Origin of the sequence: Ureibacillus thermosphaericus, from assembly GCF_012396605.1 — a bacterium.
Classification (GTDB): domain Bacteria; phylum Bacillota; class Bacilli; order Bacillales_A; family Planococcaceae; genus Ureibacillus; species Ureibacillus thermosphaericus.
Window position 1 is genome coordinate 13638 of the sequence record NZ_JAAXPW010000014.1, and the last position, 18593, is coordinate 32230.

At 35.1% G+C, this 18593-nt stretch carries 19 protein-coding genes; 3 read left to right on the forward strand and 16 right to left on the reverse strand.

Annotation, left to right across the window (positions count from 1 at the left end; genetic code table 11):
• Nucleotides 1–113: 113 nt before the first annotated feature.
• The 7 genes from HF990_RS07360 to HF990_RS07390 form a co-directional block, all read right to left on the reverse strand.
• Entirely contained in the window at nt 114–527 is a 414-nt protein-coding gene (locus tag HF990_RS07360; RefSeq protein ID WP_016838987.1) for a bifunctional adenosylcobinamide kinase/adenosylcobinamide-phosphate guanylyltransferase, read from the reverse strand.
• Nucleotides 479–1075 carry a histidine phosphatase family protein gene (locus HF990_RS07365; RefSeq protein WP_016838988.1) on the reverse strand — a complete coding sequence of 199 codons (597 nt, stop codon included), beginning with the start codon at nt 1073–1075 and terminating at the stop codon, nt 479–481. The genes HF990_RS07360 and HF990_RS07365 overlap by 49 nt, the downstream gene beginning before the upstream one ends.
• On the reverse strand, nt 1048–1821 hold the full coding sequence (gene cobS / locus HF990_RS07370) for an adenosylcobinamide-GDP ribazoletransferase (RefSeq protein WP_016838989.1): 774 nt from the start codon (nt 1819–1821) through the stop codon (nt 1048–1050). Before cobS ends, HF990_RS07365 begins: the two co-directional genes overlap by 28 nt.
• 11 nt (nt 1822–1832) lie before the next feature.
• Nucleotides 1833–2387 carry a bifunctional adenosylcobinamide kinase/adenosylcobinamide-phosphate guanylyltransferase gene (locus HF990_RS07375; RefSeq protein WP_016838990.1) on the reverse strand — a complete coding sequence of 185 codons (555 nt, stop codon included), beginning with the start codon at nt 2385–2387 and terminating at the stop codon, nt 1833–1835.
• 96 nt (nt 2388–2483) lie between these two features.
• Entirely contained in the window at nt 2484–3686 is a 1203-nt protein-coding gene (locus tag HF990_RS07380) for a Ger(x)C family spore germination protein (RefSeq protein ID WP_168412314.1), read from the reverse strand.
• Nucleotides 3683–4777 carry a GerAB/ArcD/ProY family transporter gene (locus tag HF990_RS07385; RefSeq protein ID WP_168412315.1) on the reverse strand — a complete coding sequence of 365 codons (1095 nt, stop codon included), beginning with the start codon at nt 4775–4777 and terminating at the stop codon, nt 3683–3685. The genes HF990_RS07380 and HF990_RS07385 overlap by 4 nt, the downstream gene beginning before the upstream one ends.
• Nucleotides 4774–6378 carry a spore germination protein gene (locus HF990_RS07390; protein ID WP_168412316.1) on the reverse strand — a complete coding sequence of 535 codons (1605 nt, stop codon included), beginning with the start codon at nt 6376–6378 and terminating at the stop codon, nt 4774–4776. The genes HF990_RS07385 and HF990_RS07390 overlap by 4 nt, the downstream gene beginning before the upstream one ends.
• 191 nt (nt 6379–6569) lie before the next feature.
• On the opposite strand from HF990_RS07390, the gene HF990_RS07395 reads away from it, so the two are divergent.
• Nucleotides 6570–7967, forward strand: a complete 1398-nt coding sequence (locus tag HF990_RS07395; protein WP_168412336.1) for an MDR family MFS transporter — start codon at nt 6570–6572, stop codon at nt 7965–7967.
• 96 nt (nt 7968–8063) lie between these two features.
• Here the strand turns inward: HF990_RS07395 and HF990_RS07400 are convergent, their stop codons facing one another.
• From HF990_RS07400 to HF990_RS07415, 4 genes are all read right to left on the reverse strand, one after another.
• A complete protein-coding gene (locus HF990_RS07400; protein WP_016838995.1) occupies nt 8064–8999 on the reverse strand; it encodes an ABC transporter substrate-binding protein in 936 nt (311 codons plus the stop codon).
• A 134-nt stretch (nt 9000–9133) separates the two neighbouring features.
• Entirely contained in the window at nt 9134–9547 is a 414-nt protein-coding gene (locus HF990_RS07405) for a Fur family transcriptional regulator (RefSeq protein WP_016838996.1), read from the reverse strand.
• A 15-nt stretch (nt 9548–9562) separates the two neighbouring features.
• Nucleotides 9563–10399, reverse strand: coding sequence for a metal ABC transporter permease (locus tag HF990_RS07410; protein WP_096551186.1), 837 nt, complete (start codon nt 10397–10399; stop codon nt 9563–9565).
• 12 nt (nt 10400–10411) lie between these two features.
• Nucleotides 10412–11152: a metal ABC transporter ATP-binding protein gene (locus tag HF990_RS07415; RefSeq protein ID WP_016838998.1), complete on the reverse strand. Its 741-nt coding sequence runs from the start codon at nt 11150–11152 to the stop codon at nt 10412–10414.
• 89 nt (nt 11153–11241) lie between these two features.
• Between HF990_RS07415 and HF990_RS07420 the strand changes: the two genes are divergently transcribed.
• Nucleotides 11242–11511 carry a DUF2624 family protein gene (locus HF990_RS07420; RefSeq protein WP_016838999.1) on the forward strand — a complete coding sequence of 90 codons (270 nt, stop codon included), beginning with the start codon at nt 11242–11244 and terminating at the stop codon, nt 11509–11511.
• Nucleotides 11512–11641: 130 nt separating this feature from the next.
• Here HF990_RS07420 and dacB read toward each other — a convergent pair whose 3' ends face one another.
• The 3 genes from dacB to HF990_RS07435 form a co-directional block, all read right to left on the reverse strand.
• The gene (gene dacB, locus HF990_RS07425; protein ID WP_083839543.1) at nt 11642–13069 is read right to left on the reverse strand and encodes a D-alanyl-D-alanine carboxypeptidase/D-alanyl-D-alanine endopeptidase; all 1428 of its coding nucleotides are present in this window, start codon (nt 13067–13069) and stop codon (nt 11642–11644) included.
• A gap of 111 nt (nt 13070–13180) precedes the next feature.
• A complete protein-coding gene (locus tag HF990_RS07430) occupies nt 13181–14068 on the reverse strand; it encodes a deoxyribonuclease IV (protein WP_016839001.1) in 888 nt (295 codons plus the stop codon).
• A gap of 16 nt (nt 14069–14084) precedes the next feature.
• Complete coding sequence (locus tag HF990_RS07435) at nt 14085–15377, reverse strand: DEAD/DEAH box helicase (protein ID WP_168412317.1); 1293 nt, start codon at nt 15375–15377, stop codon at nt 14085–14087.
• A 272-nt stretch (nt 15378–15649) separates the two neighbouring features.
• Here HF990_RS07435 and HF990_RS07440 point away from each other — a divergent pair, with 272 nt between their 5' ends.
• On the forward strand, nt 15650–16318 hold the full coding sequence (locus HF990_RS07440; RefSeq protein WP_168412318.1) for a DUF2642 domain-containing protein: 669 nt from the start codon (nt 15650–15652) through the stop codon (nt 16316–16318).
• A 431-nt stretch (nt 16319–16749) separates the two neighbouring features.
• Here the strand turns inward: HF990_RS07440 and HF990_RS07445 are convergent, their stop codons facing one another.
• Both HF990_RS07445 and vrrA read right to left on the reverse strand, forming a co-directional pair.
• A complete protein-coding gene (locus HF990_RS07445) occupies nt 16750–17721 on the reverse strand; it encodes a 4-hydroxy-3-methylbut-2-enyl diphosphate reductase (RefSeq protein ID WP_168412319.1) in 972 nt (323 codons plus the stop codon).
• Between the two features lie 66 nt (nt 17722–17787).
• A complete protein-coding gene (vrrA, locus tag HF990_RS07450; protein ID WP_016839005.1) occupies nt 17788–18234 on the reverse strand; it encodes a VrrA/YqfQ family protein in 447 nt (148 codons plus the stop codon).
• Nucleotides 18235–18593: the final 359 nt, after the last annotated feature.

An 18593-nucleotide genomic window follows, 5' to 3' on the forward strand; every position in this document is an offset into this window, starting at 1 on the left:
TGTTTTCGTGTTTCATTGTAACATGTAGTATTGTTAATTACAAGCTTATTTGGTAAATGATACAGTATCTACTAAAATCATTCACTCGATACGTAGAACTTAAGAACGGTTGGTTAATTTTCCTCTTTTAATATCTCAGGAATACCATACCAAACGCGAATGACTTTCTCACTTTTCTCAAAAAGTTGTTGATACAATCTACCACAAGTATCTCTCAAATGACGATCCTCTTTTGAAAGCGGCACTATTCCACGTCCGATATCCGTACAAATACAAATTAGGTTTGTCTTATAATCTAAATTCATTAATTTCCCCATTATTTGTGATACGATTTCATCTTCCGATAAATCCGGGACGAGCAAAATCATTTTTTCAAAACTACCTATAATAACGTATTCATCTTTTGTAAAAGGGCCTTCCGGTATTTCGCCTTCATAAAAATAACAGCGATTCGCACCTATTTCTTTTAACATGTTACTTACAAATTTTCGTTTACCATTATAGGCGCCTCCAATAACTGATTGCATTCTCTTCCCCCTTTCAAAGATTCAATATCGTCCCAACATAGGGTATAAATCATCCGATGCTGTGCAATAACATCTTGAAAACTTTTCTCTTTTTGAAATTTCGATAGGATAACACGAATGACACCACCGTGGACGACAAACACATATTCTCCACCACAGCTCACGATTTGATGAAAACAATTTAAAATCCGTTCTTTAAACGAAACAAAAGATTCACCATTTGGTGGCGCAGCTTTCTCTGGTGAATCAATCCACTGCCGATACGCTGGATTATCTTTTAATTCATCATAAGTTTTCATTTCAAAATCTCCAAAATGTAATTCCCTTAATTGAAAAAAAGGATGGTATTTTGCCTCGGGGAAATAAAGTTGCGCTGTTTCTATGCAGCGCTTTAAGTCACTGCCAAATACATCCTTAGTATGAATCGGTACTTGACAATTTGCTGTTTGTATGTATATCGATTCATTCGTCCATCCAATATATTTTCGCTCTAAATTCGCTTTCGTTTTTTCATGCCGAATTAAATGAACAGTAACAGCATTCCCCATAATGCCAATTCCATCCCTTCATATAAAGCACCTAGCAAGTCTCCCGTCATTCCGCCAAAATGGCGATATGTCCAATGCCGATAAATCCAAGTCATCACAAACATGCTAAATGTTAAAACAAATAGTTTATATTCATTTAACACAAAACCTGTTATGAGGATAATGAATATATAACACGCAATATAAATCCATAACGATTTTGCCTTCACATGTTTTTTAAAGTAGGCTGCCAATCCAGATTCCTTCACATTTACTGACAGATTGAAATAAATCAATATTGCTAATCGACATAAGACAGGTAAGATGATAAAAAATAAATAAAAGTTTGTTGGACGCTGATGTAAATACTCATAAAATATGCCGATTTTCAGTAGAACAATGAGCACTAGATTGATAGCACCAAAAGCTCCAATACGGGAATCGCTTAATATTTCTAGTCGTTTTTCTTTATCTCTATAAGAAAAATAAGCATCGCTTAAATCGATCCAACCATCGAGATGCAACCCACCCGTCATCATAATATTGATAATGACAATGATTATTGCTAAGAAAAGTGTAGTAAAATGAAAATAAACATCATTCAGTAGAATGACAAGTACAACGATTACCCCCATAAAGAAGCTAATGAAAGGCATTGTGCCAAACATAGCTGTAACAGTTTTATTATTCATTGGAAGTGTCTTACGAATGGGGAAAGAAGTAAAAAATTGAAGAGATAATAATAACCCTGCAATAATATTTTTCACAAAAACACCGCCTATTTTCTGCGTACGCAAATACCATAATCCAACTCATATGCTTCATCACAAATTGAGACAATCCATTGATGAAGAGTTCCGAGGAGTTTTCGATATAGTTGGACTTCTTGGAATGAAGATGGTACTTCATCAAGCACTTCATTTGAAACAATTAAGATGATAACACCATTTTCTTTCCATTGCGTTATTGCCTGTTGAAACTGATTTATCCATTGATGTATTTTATGTAATCGATCTTCTTTTAAATGTTCCGTCTTGTATAAAATATTGTTCAGCCAAGTTGTTATACAATCCCATAATACAATGTCATTCTCATGAAAACTTTGTACAGGCAACTCATCAATTACGTCTATTGTATACCATGGCTTTTTCGAGCGTTCTCGATCCTTTTGATGGCGAACAATTCTTCTTTTCATTTCTTCATCGAAGGGGACACCGGAAGCTAAATAATAAAGGCCTTTTTGGTTTTGTTCGAAAAACTTTACAGCCACACTTTCTGCAAAGGAACTTTTACCACTTCGAACCCCGCCTGTAATAAAAATGATTTTTCCCATTCTCTCCCCTCCTCTAATATATTTTCCCAAAAAATAGAGCTGTCCAAAATGAGTATATCATTTTATGGACAGCCTGCGAAAAATATATTTTATTTATCATTTCCATTCCATTCCGACACGTAGAATCTTATAATCCATTTTAATTTGAATATCTAAGTCTTTATAAATTTCTCGCCAATCATCTTCTGTTTTCACGTTTTCATTCCAATATTTTGGATAAAATGCACGCACCCTTGCACCAATTCCAAGTATATCTGATTCATCTTGCTGCAATCTTTTCATTAGACTAGATAAGGCTTTCTCACCCAACTCAGAGGCTGATTTTTCAAGTTCTTGCAATTTTTCTTTACTTAAATCATTCGTATAAAGTTGTTCTTCAACAAAACCTTCTATTTTGACATCGATCAATACTTTCGGTTTTCCGTCTTGAATTTCTACTGAGATTTTTGATATTCTTTTGAATGGCTTTACAAGATAAACCCCTTTTTTATCACCAGGTACAATTACATTAGAATAACCAGCAGGATTTATTCCCTGCATCGCTAAAATAGCTCCTGTTTCCGTTGGCGTCAACGTACCAACCATTTGATAATCTTTAAAATAAACGAGTCCATCAACCAAAATATGATCTCCCATCGGCTTTACAAGAGGAATGATCGCATCCACACCTACATCAGAAAAATCAATCCATACTTTCCCTAAATACTCTTTCGGTAACTTTCCGAACATCACAGCATCTTTTAACGTACCAGATAAATATAAAGAAGGAACGGTTTGAACGGGTGGAGTGGCATTTAATATTTCTTGTGCTTCCCCTTCCGTAATCATAATCCACGCAGTTCTTCTTACTTCATAATCTCTTTTTAAAAAATCCATAATATCTTCAAGACCTTTTTTTGCTATTTTGTCACTGACAACAATCAATTGAATATGTCCTAAATAAATTTTTTCTGCAAGTTCTTGTTGTAAATTGGATAATACATCCTTCATTGAATATCCATATGTTACTAACAGCCAATCAGTCTCTGCGGAATTTGTATCTCCTCCTCCGGGTCCAAGCATAATTTTTCCTGGTACTGCTAATTGGGCTGCCACTTTATAAATGATTTTTTCCTCTGCTGGAAACTCTCCTTTCGAATGGGTGACTTCAGGCATTTCAATGTCTTCACCTTCTTCAGCAATATCAATCGATAAAGCTAAAATATTTGCCCTTTCTTCAAGTTCATAACGATCCCAACAACCACTTAACAAAAAGACAGCAATCAAAACAAAAGCGAATTTTAATTGAAACCTTTTCATTGCACTCCCGTCCTTTTTCGAAAATGGCCAATGACTAATAAACAAACTGGGAGTATAATAAATAGAAATAGACTAACATAAGTAATTTTTGAAGCATATTCATATATTTCATAAACATTATTTGGAATTAACGCAAAAACAAAAATTACCGGAATCATGAGCACTGTAATGAAACTATATTTATCTGTACGAAATAACTCTGCAGTGCCACGTACAATCACGAAGTAATATGAAAGCAATGTCGTAAATACAGCAAAAATCCAAGTAATTAAAATAATGGCGTCGATTCGTGATAAAACTTCTCCGGGTATTTGGATAATTCGACTAAGGGATAAAATGGGCCAATACATTTCTTGTAATTCCTTAGCACCAAATACCCCTAGAGAAACCACAATGCAATAAAGAATGGCTAATGCTCCTAAAAAGAACCCCCAAATTCCATGTTTAACACAATTTTCGTAATCCTTTATATACGGTATTAACATGGCAATAACAAAATAATTCGTTATGACCTGCGTCATGATGATGGCCCCAGACAAAAACTGTTTCACCGATAAATTATGGCCTAAAATCGGCAGTAAATGATATGTTTCAATATCTTCTAGGGCAAACAAAAAGAAAAACATTGGAATTAATAAAAATGGTAAATAAAAAAAGTGAATATAGGCGAAGGTAGAAACATTGCTATAACCGACTAAAGCACAAATTATAATCATAATAAAAATGGAAATTTCAATGGGTGTATTGGGCAAAAGCCCAGTTGCTAATACTTCCGCAAACTGTCTTACTTCAAGACCCATAATGACAATAAACACAATGACAATCATGTAATTAAATAAATTTCCAAAATATTTTCCTAACAATAGTTGATTACATCCAAAGATTGTATGTTCTCGAAACTTCCTTGCTAATAGGGTAATAGCAATCACACTAATTAACGAGATGAGTATTCCTACGATACTTGCAAGTATGGCTGCTTCTCCTACTTCAGCAGCAATGAATCGAGGTAATACCAATAAAGATACACCGATGATTGTACTTGCAATTATGACAGCTAATTGAATCGAACTGATGGAATCTGTATGTTTCATAATTTTTCCCTTTCTTCTTCATCAAGGAAATTGTAATTCGTATAATCCTTTTCCGTTACTCCCACACGAACTGGATTCTTTGGATGAATGTTGGATGGACGTCTTTTTAATTTATGGAATGGAGCTCGAATAATGCTATCTTTTAAAGCTTTTAAATTTAATGGTGCATATGGATCCATATATGGAACACCAAAGGAGCGCAAAGAAAGCATATGATTCACGACAATCATAAGCCCTGCCGCAAGTCCTAATAAACCTAGAGTACCTGCTAAAATGATTAGCAAAAATCGTAACATGCGGAAAGTATTGGCTGCATTATAAGATGGAACAGCAAAGGACCCAATCGTGGACATCCCAATAATAACCACAGTAATTGGACTAACAAATCCCGCTTGGACAGCAGCCTGACCAACAACTAGTACCCCGACAATCGATAAGGCTCCACCTACTTGTTGCGGCATTCGAACACTTGCTTCTCTCAACACTTCCATCGCCAATTCCATTAAAAATACTTCAATAACAATCGGGAATGGAATACTGTGTCGACCGCTAGTTGCTGCCACAACATACTTTGCAGGAATCAATTCCGGATGGAAAGAAATGACGGTTACGTATAAAGAAGAAAAGGTCAATGAAAAAACAAGTGCTATGATTCGGAAAAATCGTACAAATGAAGAGATAATCCAATGCTCATTATAATCTTCCGTTGTATGATAAAACTGATTAAAAGTTGCAGGCGCAATTAATGCAGATGGACTGCCATCCATTAATACAGCAATGCGACCTTCCAGAAGATTCCCAACCACTTTATTCGGTCTTTCTGTATTGATGAGCTGAGGGAAAGGAGATGTTGGATTATCCTCGAGAAACTGTTCAACATAACCTGAATCTAAAACCCCATCAATTTTAATTGCATCAATTCTCTTCTTAACTTCTGTCACTAATGTGGGATTTACAACATCCTCAATATAACAGACAGCGAGTTTTGTTTTTGTACGAGTACCAACTTCCGTTTCTTCTACACGGAATTCAGGAATGGGAAGGCGATATCGAAGCAATGCAACATTGATAGGCAATTGTTCAATAAATCCATCTCTCGGTCCTCGTACAACCCGCTCCGTATCCGGCTCCTCTATACTTCTTTTTTCTTTTTCAATTGCATCGATTTCCAATGCTTCTTGAATACCATCAATAAAGACAATCGCTTTTCCTTGAACAATGGCGCTGATAATTTTCGGTATGTCTTTAATCGCTTTCACATCATTAAAAAAGAGTATATTCTCAATAATATATTGGGGTAAAATTATATTTTTTTCTTCATCCATCTCATGATCTTGAAGGGGTTTAATAACATCGTTATTAATGATGTCTTTATTGGCTAATGAATTAAGATAAATAATTGTAGATTGTGTTTCGTGAAATAATTTAAATGTCCGAACAGAGAAATCCATATCTTTTTGAAATATTTCTTTAAAAATTTGTACATTTTCTTCAAGACGATTTGTGATTTGTTTGTCTTTGTATTTATTGACAATATGACTTTCTGGAAATATTGGGGTTCTGTCTACATAATGATTGCTTTTCTTAAAGTACGGTGACAATCTGAATCACCTTCCTATTCTTTCATCATTTGCTGTTATTATGGCTCAAAATAGAAATAACATACATCTTTTCTTCATCCACTTAGTTATTGTTCAATTCTTTCTTTGCTTGATTTCTTTACCAACATATTTTAAGCTTTTCTTATTACAAAATCCCTTTCATTAAAAGGAGTATTACCGCTTTGGATACTATGAATCATGTTTCATATAATCGTAGTTTAATTGTCAGCATTTTACTTGCAGCATCCTTTGTTTCTTTACTTAATCAAACATTGTTAATTGTTGCTTTACCGTCTATTATGAATGAATTCTCAATCAGCCCAACCGAAGCTCAATGGGTGACAACGGGATTTATGTTAGCAAACGGAATTATGATTCCTATTACTGCATTCTTAATCGAAAAATTTAGTAGTAAATCTTTACTAATTACCGCCATTAGTATTTTTGGACTAGGTACACTTCTCGGTGCTATTACACCACACTTTTGGCTATTGATTGTTGCTCGCATCGTGCAAGCGATTGGTGCGGGGATGTTAATGCCATTAATGCAAACAGTCATTTTTTCAATTTTCCCCGTGGAAAGACGAGGTACTGCAATGGGGATGAGCGGTTTAGTGATAGGTTTTGCTCCAGCCATTGGACCAACTCTTGCAGGGTGGATCATTGATCACTTTTCATGGAGATCATTATTTTATACAGTCTTGCCATTTACACTAGTGGTCCTGGTATTAGCAATCTTTTTAATGAAAAATGTGACGGAACAAAAGGAAAGAAAGCTCGACATATTGTCCGTCATATTATCTTCCATTGGATGGGGAGGTATACTTTACGCATCGAGTTTAGTAGGTACGTATGGATGGGGTAGTTTAAATGTCATCTCATCTCTAATAATTGGAGCATTAGCTTTAGTATTCTTCATTCGAAGACAGTTTAAGTTAAAGCAGCCTATGTTGAATTTTAGCGTGTTTCAGTCAAAAGAATTTACACTCACCACAATCCTATCAATTGTTGTATTTGGGTTGTTAATCAGTATTGAAACAATCTTACCGATTTATGTGCAAAATGTTCAACAAGGTTCTGCACTTACTTCGGGGGCAATGCTTCTTCCGGGGGCGATTATCACTGGAGCAATGTCGCCAATTTCAGGGAAATTATTTGACAGATTCGGGGCAAAAGGATTATCCATCGTCGGTTTTGGATTTACGGTTCTTTCGGCCATTTTATATACCTTCATCAACCAAGATACATCCGTTATCGTCATTACTGTCATATTTTCCATTCAAATGCTTGGCATGTCATTACTAATGATGCCATTAATGACTGCTGGAATTAATGCATTGCCACAATCATTAATTGCCCATGGAACAGCCATGCATAATACCATTCGAACAGTTGGTGCTTCAATTTTCACTGCACTCTTGGTTTCGGTGATGAGTTTGGGTAAATCGCAACAGATAGCAAATAGCGATGAAATCTTTCAAGGAATTAAACTCGCATTTCTAGTGGCACTCATTTTTGCTTTTGTCGGACTTCTTCTATCTTTCTTCTTATCAAAAAAGAAAAAAACTCCGATGGAAAGTGTGAATTAAATTATAAAGGCTATGCCCTAAAAAAGTAAACGAGCGAATTGGAAACAATTTCTCCATTCGCTCGTTTTTGCACAAATTGGGATAAAGCCCTGCCTTTTAATCTTCAAATAATTCTGGGTAAATAGCCCGAGCAATTATTTCTGTTGCTTCTGCAATTCGTGGACCTGGTCTATCCAAAATATCTGGGTTTAATACATATACTTCATTATTTAAAACAGCAAGTACAGATTCCCAGCCTTTTCGAGATTTAATTTCTCCAGTTGGATCATCAGAAAAATTGACCGTTGTAATAATAGCTTCTGGATTTCGATTAATAATATCTTCCTCAGAAACTGAGAACCATCCTTGTTGATCCGCATATATATTTTCAACACCCGCTGCTTCTATTAACTCCTGTTGAAACGTACCTGATCCGATAGACCAAATATCAGGAGCTGGTGCAATTTCAAAATATACTTTCTTTTTCTGTTCAATTGAAGCTGTTTTTTCTTTAATTACTGCAAACTGTTCCTTTATTTTTTCTACTAATTCATTCCCTTTTTCTTCAACACCCATGACTTGAGCAATTTGCTGAATGTCTCCATATACATCATCAATGGAGTTTGCTGGCTTGATTACAAATACTTTCAAACCAATGCTTTCTAATTGTTCCAATTGTTCCTCTCCACCAGTGATATAAGCAAATATGACATCAGGATTTAACTCAACTACTCTCTCCACATTGACAGTCGTAATATCGGAAACTTTTTCAACATGTTGTACTTCTTCTGGCCACTTATCATACTCTGTAACACCGATAACTTTATCACCAACACCTAATTCATATAAAATTTCTGTATTGCTCGGCTGTAATGATACGACCGTTTCAGGTACTTGTTCGAAAGCAATTTCTACTCCCCGGTCATCAACAACTGTATATAAATAATCGGATTTATGTAGATCTGTTTCCTGTGAAGTTCCATTTTCTTTATTGTTGCCACAGCCTGCTAGTATCACGATTAATAATACAGTTAAGAACCAAATACGCTTCAATTCTTTTCCCTCGTTTCAATTTGCTTTTCTCTTTATACTTTTTCAACTAAAACTTCCTTCTCAAATCATTTCGGTGTATTACCATAAAAAATATTTTTTTCTGGAGTGACAGTATCGCCTTTCAAGCTTAAACATTATCCGTTACATTGTGGACATTTCCCATAGATTTCAAATTTATGGGATTCGATTGTATATCCAGGAAGCATTGCTTCCAACTTTTCTATTGGACATAACGAAACTTCCTTCACATTTCCGCATTCCATGCATATAAAATGATGGTGATGATGATCGATTTCGCAATGCATTCGGAAATTTCTCTCTCCATTGAATTCCGTTTCTTCTAATATACCTAATTCAACAAATGTTGCTAGATTACGATAAATGGTATCATAACTCATTCCAGGATAGTCTTTTTTTAATACTTCCAATAAATCGCGAGCTGTTAAATACTTATCTGTTTCCTCAAACATTGATAATATTAGCTCACGTTTATCTGTTTTTTTATATCCATGGGCTTTTAATATTTCCCACGCTCGTGTCCGATTCACAGCTGTGACTCCCTTCTAATCAAATTTAAACCATTTCTTGAATAAGATTACTACCACTAAAATGATGATCGATGTTATGACAATTGTTCCACCTGGTGCAAGATTTAAGTAAAACGCCAATATTAAACCAATAATAACCGCTAATTCGCCAAATAAAACAGAATATATTATCGTCGCCTTAAAGCCTTTCGACAATCGCATGGCGCTGGCAACTGGCAACGTAATTAATGATGAAACGAGCAATATTCCTACAATCCTCATACTAGCAGCAATCGTCAATGCAACAACGAGCATAAATAATAGGTGAATCATTTTTGATGGAAGCCCTGATGCATTCGCATATTCTTCATCAAAGGATAAGACAAATAACTCTTTAAAAAATAAAGCTAAAAATAGGATTACAATAATCGCAATCGTAATCACAACAAATAAATCTTGCCTTGAAACAGCAGAAACAGTACCAAAAAGATACCCCATCACATCGGTACTAAAACCTTTTGCTAAAGAAATAAATATAGCACTTAATCCAATTCCACAAGACATAATGATTGGAATGGCTAATTCCTCATAATGTTTATATATAGCCCTTAACCGTTCAATCAAAATGGAACCAAGTACACTAGCCGCAATTCCAAAATAAATAGGATGAATAAAAAAGAAAGCAGCGATATTTTGACTTAAAAATAACCCTCCTGTGATTCCGGCTAATGTTACGTGGGACAGTGCGTCGGCAATTAAAGACATTCTACGAACAACTATAAATACTCCAAGTAATGGAGCTATGAAACCAATTATAATTCCAGAGATGAAGGCATTTTGTAAAAATTCATAGTTGAGTAATGCTTCGATCATAGCCCTCTCTCCTTACATCGCCCGTACGGAATGACCGTACCACTTATAAATTTGTTCTTTTGAAATTTGATTGTATTGTTCGATGTCTCCGTAAAATAGAATTCTCCCATTTAAAAAAGCAACATGGCTGATTTGATTGGAGGGTGTTTCAATGTCGTGCGTCACTAAAATAATGGTTAAATTATGTTTCTTATTTAATTCACCTAACATATCATAAAATGATTGTACGTTTTTCATATCAATTCCAACAGTTGGTTCATCTAATACGAGTAATTTTGGTTCAGAAATTAATGCTCTAGCAATGAATACTCTTTGTTGTTGGCCACCGGATAATTCTCCGATATTACGATTGATAAATTTATCCATTCCTACAGCGCTTAACGCATCATTTACTCTTTTAATCGTATCTTTTGGGAGTTTTTTAAATAAACCAACTTTTTTCGTTAATCCGCTTTGCACAACTTCTTTCACCGTTGCAGGAAAGGCAGAATTGAAGGCATTTGATTTTTGCGAAACATATCCAATCCATTCACGGTGTTGGAATGAAGTGAATGGTTCACCAAAAAGTTTTATTTCACCTTTAGGTTTCAATAATCCTAAAATGATTTTCAGTAAAGTAGATTTACCAGAACCATTCGGTCCGACAATCGCTAAAAAATCCCCTTCATTCACATTAAAAGAAATATCATCTAATACAAGTCTCGAATTATATTTAAATGAAACATTCTGTAATTCCACAAAAGTTTTTTTCATCATTTCTCTTCTTTCTAATTCATAATCATTACGATTTACATTTTGTTAGTATAAGGGATTTAATTTTCTTTGTAAAGGTTTCTTGCTTGATGAACGGAAAGGATGATGTTATGAATGCGATTGAATTTTGGGAATCCCTAATTTCGAAATCCGATAAAGAAATTCGGAAATTGGCGAAACAATATGGTGTGGATTTAACGATTGAGGAAATCCAACAGCTTCGTCCACTAGCCCAACAAGCAAACATCACCTGGCTTATTACAGGCATTCCTGAGAATGTGTTAAAACAAGCCGAGCAGATTTTAGGTTCTAAGAAGTATAAAAAATATAAAAAAATGCTTGATGATTTAAGAAATTAAATTTCCCTCAAGAAGCACTTAAAAAACGATGAGTTAGTTCAAAAAAGATACTAATGGCAATCGTGAACGAATGTAGGCTGTTTAGAAAGTTTTTCCTTCCTAGACAGCCTATTTTTTCTTAAATGTTTGTTTAGTATTGTTCAATAATCGATTCCACAACTTTGTCAATGTCTTTTATTTTGTTAGTTGTTTGATATTGCGTCATGATTGCAAATGCATACATTTTCCCACTATTAGCCTTTACATATCCTGCTAACGTATATACACCAGTAATGTGGCCAGTTTTGGCAAATACTCGATTTTTCAAATGTTCACCTAAATATCTTTCTCTTAACGATCCCCCGATTTGTCGATTCGTGTCTCCTCCCACAGGCAAACTGCTAAAAAAGATCGGGAAAAAAGGTTCTTCTTGAACTTTTACTAATAAGTTCGTTAACTCATTAGCAGTTGTACGGTTATAATGTGAAATTCCTGAACCATCTTCAAACTTCCACTGTTCCATTTTTAATCCTAAATCTTTGCCATATTGTTGAATGACCTTTAATCCATTTTCAAAATTTCCATTTCCATATACTTTTTGTCCCATTGTCTTTACTAAAATATCCGCAATGCTATTATTGCTTAATTTCAAGAATGTATGGTTGATATATTTCAGAGGGGGGGATTGTTTTCTATAAATCAACGTTGCATTTTTAGGTACAGATTTTCGAACAACAGATGTTTCATAAAATGCAATCCCTTCTTCCTCCAACGTGATTTTGAGAGCCTCGAGCGTGTTGAGCGTTGGGTCATATAATGTCACCCAATCTTTATGAGATGCCCCTAACGGAATATTTCCTGAAATTACTACCTCATTTGAATGATATTTACGAATGATTTCGATAGTATTTTTGTTATTCGAAGGAACCGTCATTGCGTAGTTCAATAAAATCATCCCACTATCATTCGGTTCCGTTTGTATGATTGGTTTATTTCCAATGGAAGTAGGGATTACATGAACAATGAGCGTTCCTGCATCGTAATCTCCATCCGGTGACATCGTTAATGCGCTTATTCTTGATGCGTAATAAAAACTTTCATCTTCTTTTGAAACGCCAGGAGAGAGTGCTTCACCATTAAAATAAAAATCATCGCCATATAAATTGCCTCTTACCGAATAAATGCCTAACAACTTTAATATATCTGCAATTTGTAAAAAATGTTTCTTTTGAAAAGTAGGATCACCTTTTCCTTTTACATAAAGATTACCTTGAAGTTCCCCGTTGTTTACTTTCCCATCAATATAAACTTCTGTTGCAAATTGATGCTGTTGTCCCAATACATGTAATGCACTAGCTGAAGTAAGCAATTTTAATGTGGACGCGGGTTTCATTCCAATATCCCCATTTTTCGTATATAATAGCTGTCCAGTTTCTAGATCGCGAATGGACACGCTGATATCCTTTGTACCTAAATGGTGTGTTATTTTTTCATGGAGTGACATCGCTTGACTTGGATGAAGATATTGGAAAAAGAAAAACACGATAACAATACATAATACACACTGTTTTTTCATCATGGCAGCCACCTTGAACCATTCTTTTACATTCTATTATGCTCGTATACGCCTTCTTTTATCGTCACTTTCACTTAAAATTTCCTTCATTAAAAAAGGGACTTATTTCAGTCCCTAGTTGCGTAATGCTTCAATCCATTCCGGTTGAAATGTACTTGTTTTAAACATTTCAATTTCTTCTTTATATGGTGGCTTTTTATTTTTTGAATCTGTACCTACCCAAGGTGTTTCAAGTATTTTTGGGATTTCTTTAAATGCTTCGTGATGTACTATGTAATTTAATACATCAAAGCCGATATGGCCAAATCCAATATTTTCGTGGCGGTCTTTTCTTGCCCCTCTCTCATTTTTACTATCATTTATATGAACCACTTTAATGCGGTCTAGACCAATGATTTTATCGAATTGTTCTAGAACACCATCAAAATCTTCTACAATATTATAGCCTGCATCATGAGTATGGCATGTATCAAAACATACGGAGAGTCGCTCATTATTCGTAACCCCGTCGATAATCATCGCAATTTCTTCAAAGTTTTTGCCACATTCTGATCCTTTTCCAGCCATTGTTTCTAATGCAATTTGAACAGGAGAATCGACTGACAACACTTCATTTAATCCTTCAATAATTTTTTTAATCCCCTTTTCTTCCCCTGCTCCTACATGGGAACCCGGATGTAAAACAATTTGTGTTGCACCGATCGCTTCTGTGCGCTCAATTTCTTTTTGCAAAAATTCCACCCCTAAAGCAAACACTTCAGGTTTTACAGTATTTGCAATGTTAATGATGTACGGTGCGTGGACAACAATATTTGAGATACCGTGTTCTTTCATATGCTTTAATCCAGCTTCAATATTTAAATCTTCAATAGCTTTTCTTCTTGTGTTTTGGGGTGCCCCCGTATAAATCATAAAGGTCGTGGATCCATATGATACAGCTTCCTCACTAGCAGCAAGTAACATCTTCTTGCCGCTCATGGATACGTGCGATCCAATTAACATTCTCTTCCCCTCACTTCTAGCGATTTCTTTTTCTTCTTTCTCTCTTCTTAATCTTTTCTATTTGCATTTTCATTGCCTTTTTATAGCCCGGCTTTACTTTTTTCGGTTTGCGCACTAATGCTTTAGCGAGTTGGTCTAACTCATTTTCCTGTTTCACTCGTTTTTTTCGAGCGTGCCGTTCTTTTAACTCAATCCATTCGCCGTTTTTAACATCTTTCTGTTGGAATGGAATACCCATTTTTTCAATTCGGGCTAAATCATTTTCATCGTCCGGTCCATATAAGGTAATCGCTGTTCCTTGAAGTCCAGCACGCGCTGTTCTACCTACACGATGGATGAAAAATTCTAAATCCTCAGGTATTTCATAATTAATAACATGAGAAACACCCTGTATATCAATACCTCGAGCAGCTAAATCTGTCGCTACGATATATTGATACTCTAAATCTCGAATTTGCTTCATCATCTTTTTACGCTCTCTAGGCGTTAAATCACCATGTATTTGTCCTGTACGTATGCCATTTTCCGCTAAAAAGTCTGCAACTTCCTCAGCAGTTTTTCGCGTATTGCAGAAAATAACACATAAAAATGGATTAATCGCCTCACAAACTTCTAGTAGTCGAGTCGTACGAGATTTAGAGCGAATCGGTACAAGGAAAAATTCGATTCCTTCCGCCACCGGTTTTCGATCGTTCATTTGAATGTGTACTGGGGATTCCATATATTTTTTGAGGAATGGTTGCAATTTAACAGGGATTGTAGCAGAGAACACATACATTTCTAAATCTTCAGGCATTCGAGCTGCAAATCCATCTATTTCTTCAATGAATCCCATATCGAAGGCTAAATCCGCTTCATCTACTACTAAAATAGATGCTTTGTGAACTAGTAAAACATTTTCCTTTACTAAATCATGAATTCGCCCTGGTGTTCCTACAACAATTTGCGGTTGATTTTTTAATTTTTCAATTGTTCGCTGCTTGTCCGTACCCCCAATTAATAATTTTGCGGAAATTTCAGTGCCTTCTATTAATTGCTTTAGATGTTCAAAAATTTGAGTTGCTAATTCCCTTGTTGGTGAAGTAATTACTGCTTGGACTTCTGTATTCTCTACATCTATTCTTTGAACGATCGGTAATAAAAACGCATGGGTTTTGCCTGTCCCTGTATGGGCTTGTCCAATCGCACTCTTCCCTTGCAATATTAACGGAATCATCTCTTTTTGGATGGGAGTTGGTTCTTTAAAGCCGAGCTTTTGAATAGCATCCATAATAAATGGTTTGAATTGAAAATCTGTAAAGTTCGACATTTTTCGTACCTCCTAACATGAATATTATTGTACCAAATACGCTTTCTAAAGAACAATAAACAACTTTCGTTCATCATGCTTTCAACAGCGATTATTAAATAGGAACAATTAAACTTTTTGTCTAACAAATGGAAGCAAATAATAATACATAATTTTTTCATTGTTGAAATATGTACCGATTGTTTAATTAAAATGGAATATTAATAATAATAAAAAAATATCATAAAGTAATACTTTTGTTCTTGATTGTAAATAGATAGGAGGGGCACCATATGCATCATTTAAATAATGAAGTTGTTTTCATTGAAATCATGGGCGGGAAAATATTTAACGGCTCCTTAATTGATTCAAGTGATGAAATTTTCGTGATCCACGTAAATAATCAATTTGTATATTTGCCAACTGACCATATATATACTTTGGAAAGGGATATTGATAATGAAAATAATATTCAATCCCCTTCAGAAATACCGCAATTTATTACAAAAGTCAATCAAGATTTGACGTTATTCAATATTCTTTCCATGGCAAAAGGACTGCACGTAGAATTAATGGTGACAAGAAATGAAGCACTACATGGCGTCATTACGTCTGTAATGGATGACTATTTTGTATTTCAGTCACCCATTTATAACACTATGTACATTCCAAATAAACATTTAAAATGGATAATACCTCATATTAAAAATGACCTTCCTTACGGCATCAGTGAAACCGAATTCTTATCCTTATCGAAAATTAAGCTTCCAACATTAAAAAAGCAATTTGCTGATCAAATTGCCGAATTAAAAGGTCAACTGGTTATTTTAAATTTAGGCAAAGATTTTTCTCATATTGGAAAAATCAATCATGTAGAGGGACGATTAATTGAAATGAAAGATGGAAAGTCAAATACTATATACTGCAATCTTTCACACATACAAATTGTCAATCCTGTATAAAAAGTTAAGTAAACTTTCAATTATTCGCACTCATTTCACTTAAATCTTACATAATTCTTAACATTCTACTTAAACGATAATTATTATATGATAGATTATTCATTTTTCCCCTTCGGCTTATAAAACTAGCGATAAAATGAAAAAGGGGAAGTCTGAAAAGTTATTTTGAGACGCCCCCTTTGCGGCTGTCGCTATCGCTTTCGCCGCAGATAAATTGCGGCTGTCGCTATCGCTTTCGCCGCAGATAATTTGCGGCTGTCGCACAAGCTTAGCCGCAGATAATTTGCGGCTGTCGCACAAGCTTAGCCGCAGATAAATTGCGACGAGGAGGCACGTTTGATGTGACCACCGCAGGAGCAAAGTTTTTAAGAGAAGTTTACTATAAGAAGTAAGACTGTTCAGAAAGTGTTCGACTTTCTGAACAGCCCCTTTTACTCGTTAGGAAGAATAACGTTAACAGGTTTTGGTTCTTTAATTTTTGGAAGTATTTTATCCAGTGTCACAGTACGCTTTATTTCATGAGTAGATGGATCATTTTTATCAAACTTCTCTAAAAATGATATGACTTCCTTCACAATAGGAGTTGGTGTCGAAGCACCTGCTGTAACAGCAACTTTTTCAATATCCATCAACCACTCGATTTTTAACTCTGATATATCAGCAATGCGGTAGGCTGGGGTACCTGCAATTTCTTCAGAAACTTGAGTTAAACGATTTGAGTTGTTGGAACGAGGATCTCCTACTACAATAAGTAAATCCGCTTCTCCTGCTTGATTTGCTACCGCTTCTTGTCGTACTTGAGTAGCCATGCAAATCTCTTTATGCTCTTCCACATGGGGATATTTTTCTTTAATGTAATCCATTAAATCCTTAACATCCCATTGGCTCATAGTTGTTTGATTTGTTACTAGCAATTTATCATTTTGTAAATTTAGATTGTCAATATCTAGTTTATTTTCAACTAAATGAACGTGGTTCGGTGCAACTCCAATTGCTCCTTCAGGCTCTGGGTGATTCTTTTTCCCTATATAAATAATGTCATATCCTTGCTTAGACTTTTCACGGATTAATTCATGAGTGACTGTTACGTCTGGGCATGTAGCGTCAATTGCTACAAGTCCTTTTCTTTTCGCAATTTCTCTTATTTCAGGTGATACTCCATGAGCAGTGAAAATAACAGTCCCTTTATCCACTTTTTCAATGATTTCTTTTCGATTGCTTCCGTCAAGAGTGATAATCCCCTCTTTTTCAAAAGCATCCGTTACATGTTTATTATGAACAATCATTCCTAAAATGTAGATTGGTCTTGGCAATGATTTATCTAATGAAGCATTTCTTGCAATAACCATTGCATCAACTACACCATAGCAATAGCCTCGAGGATTTATTTTAATGACTTCCATCATGACAACTCCTTTTGTTGGTACATAACTTTATTATAACGGAGCTATGGTGTTATTACAAAGTTTCTATTCAAAATGATCGAACGGCGGTTGATAGATTTTTGGAATTGACGGTCTACTAATTTCTTCTTGTCTTAGATTTCTTTCATTTCTTCTTTCTTGTCTTGAATGATTTGACGGTGATATTTGTCTTTTTCCTTCCTCATTTGATTGTTTCCCTTGAGTTTGAGTTGGAAGCCCTTGAAACCCTTTATATAATTTCCATAGTGCAGGCAAATTCCGAAGCATCGGCGCTGCTTGTTGGATATAAGGTTGGAAACTTTGTGCTGTCGCTAAAAATCGATTAGCTGTTTCTAAAATGGAGTCCAATCTCGCTGTTCCTTTTGGTGGTTGAAAACCAGGTGGCATTGGTGGCGGATATGGTCCGGGTCTAAAGCCGTATTGAGGAGGTCTTGGTGCATAAAAATTAGGTCTTCCTGGAGGCATTTGGTTTGGAAAGTGATGTGGACGCATAGAAATCTCCTTTCTGTTTATTCCAAATGACGTAAGCTTTCTAAAAGCTATCATATGCAAATGCATTTTGAAAGGTACAGCAACAGGTAGTAGGCTATGCTGAAAAGTTGGTAAAATTCATGTCTTAGAATTTGGCAATTAATTTTCAAAATTTGACTATTATATTTAGTAGTTTGACTAATAACTGTTAAGTTTTGGCTATTATCTTACTTTTCAGAGGTTATTTTTTTTAGATTGGCTATTAAAATGACAGGAATGACTATTATTTTTCATGATTGGCTATTATTGTAACGAATTTGACTATTATCTTATTTTTCAAAAGTTCTTTTTATCCATTTGGCTATTATGTTCACAAGTGT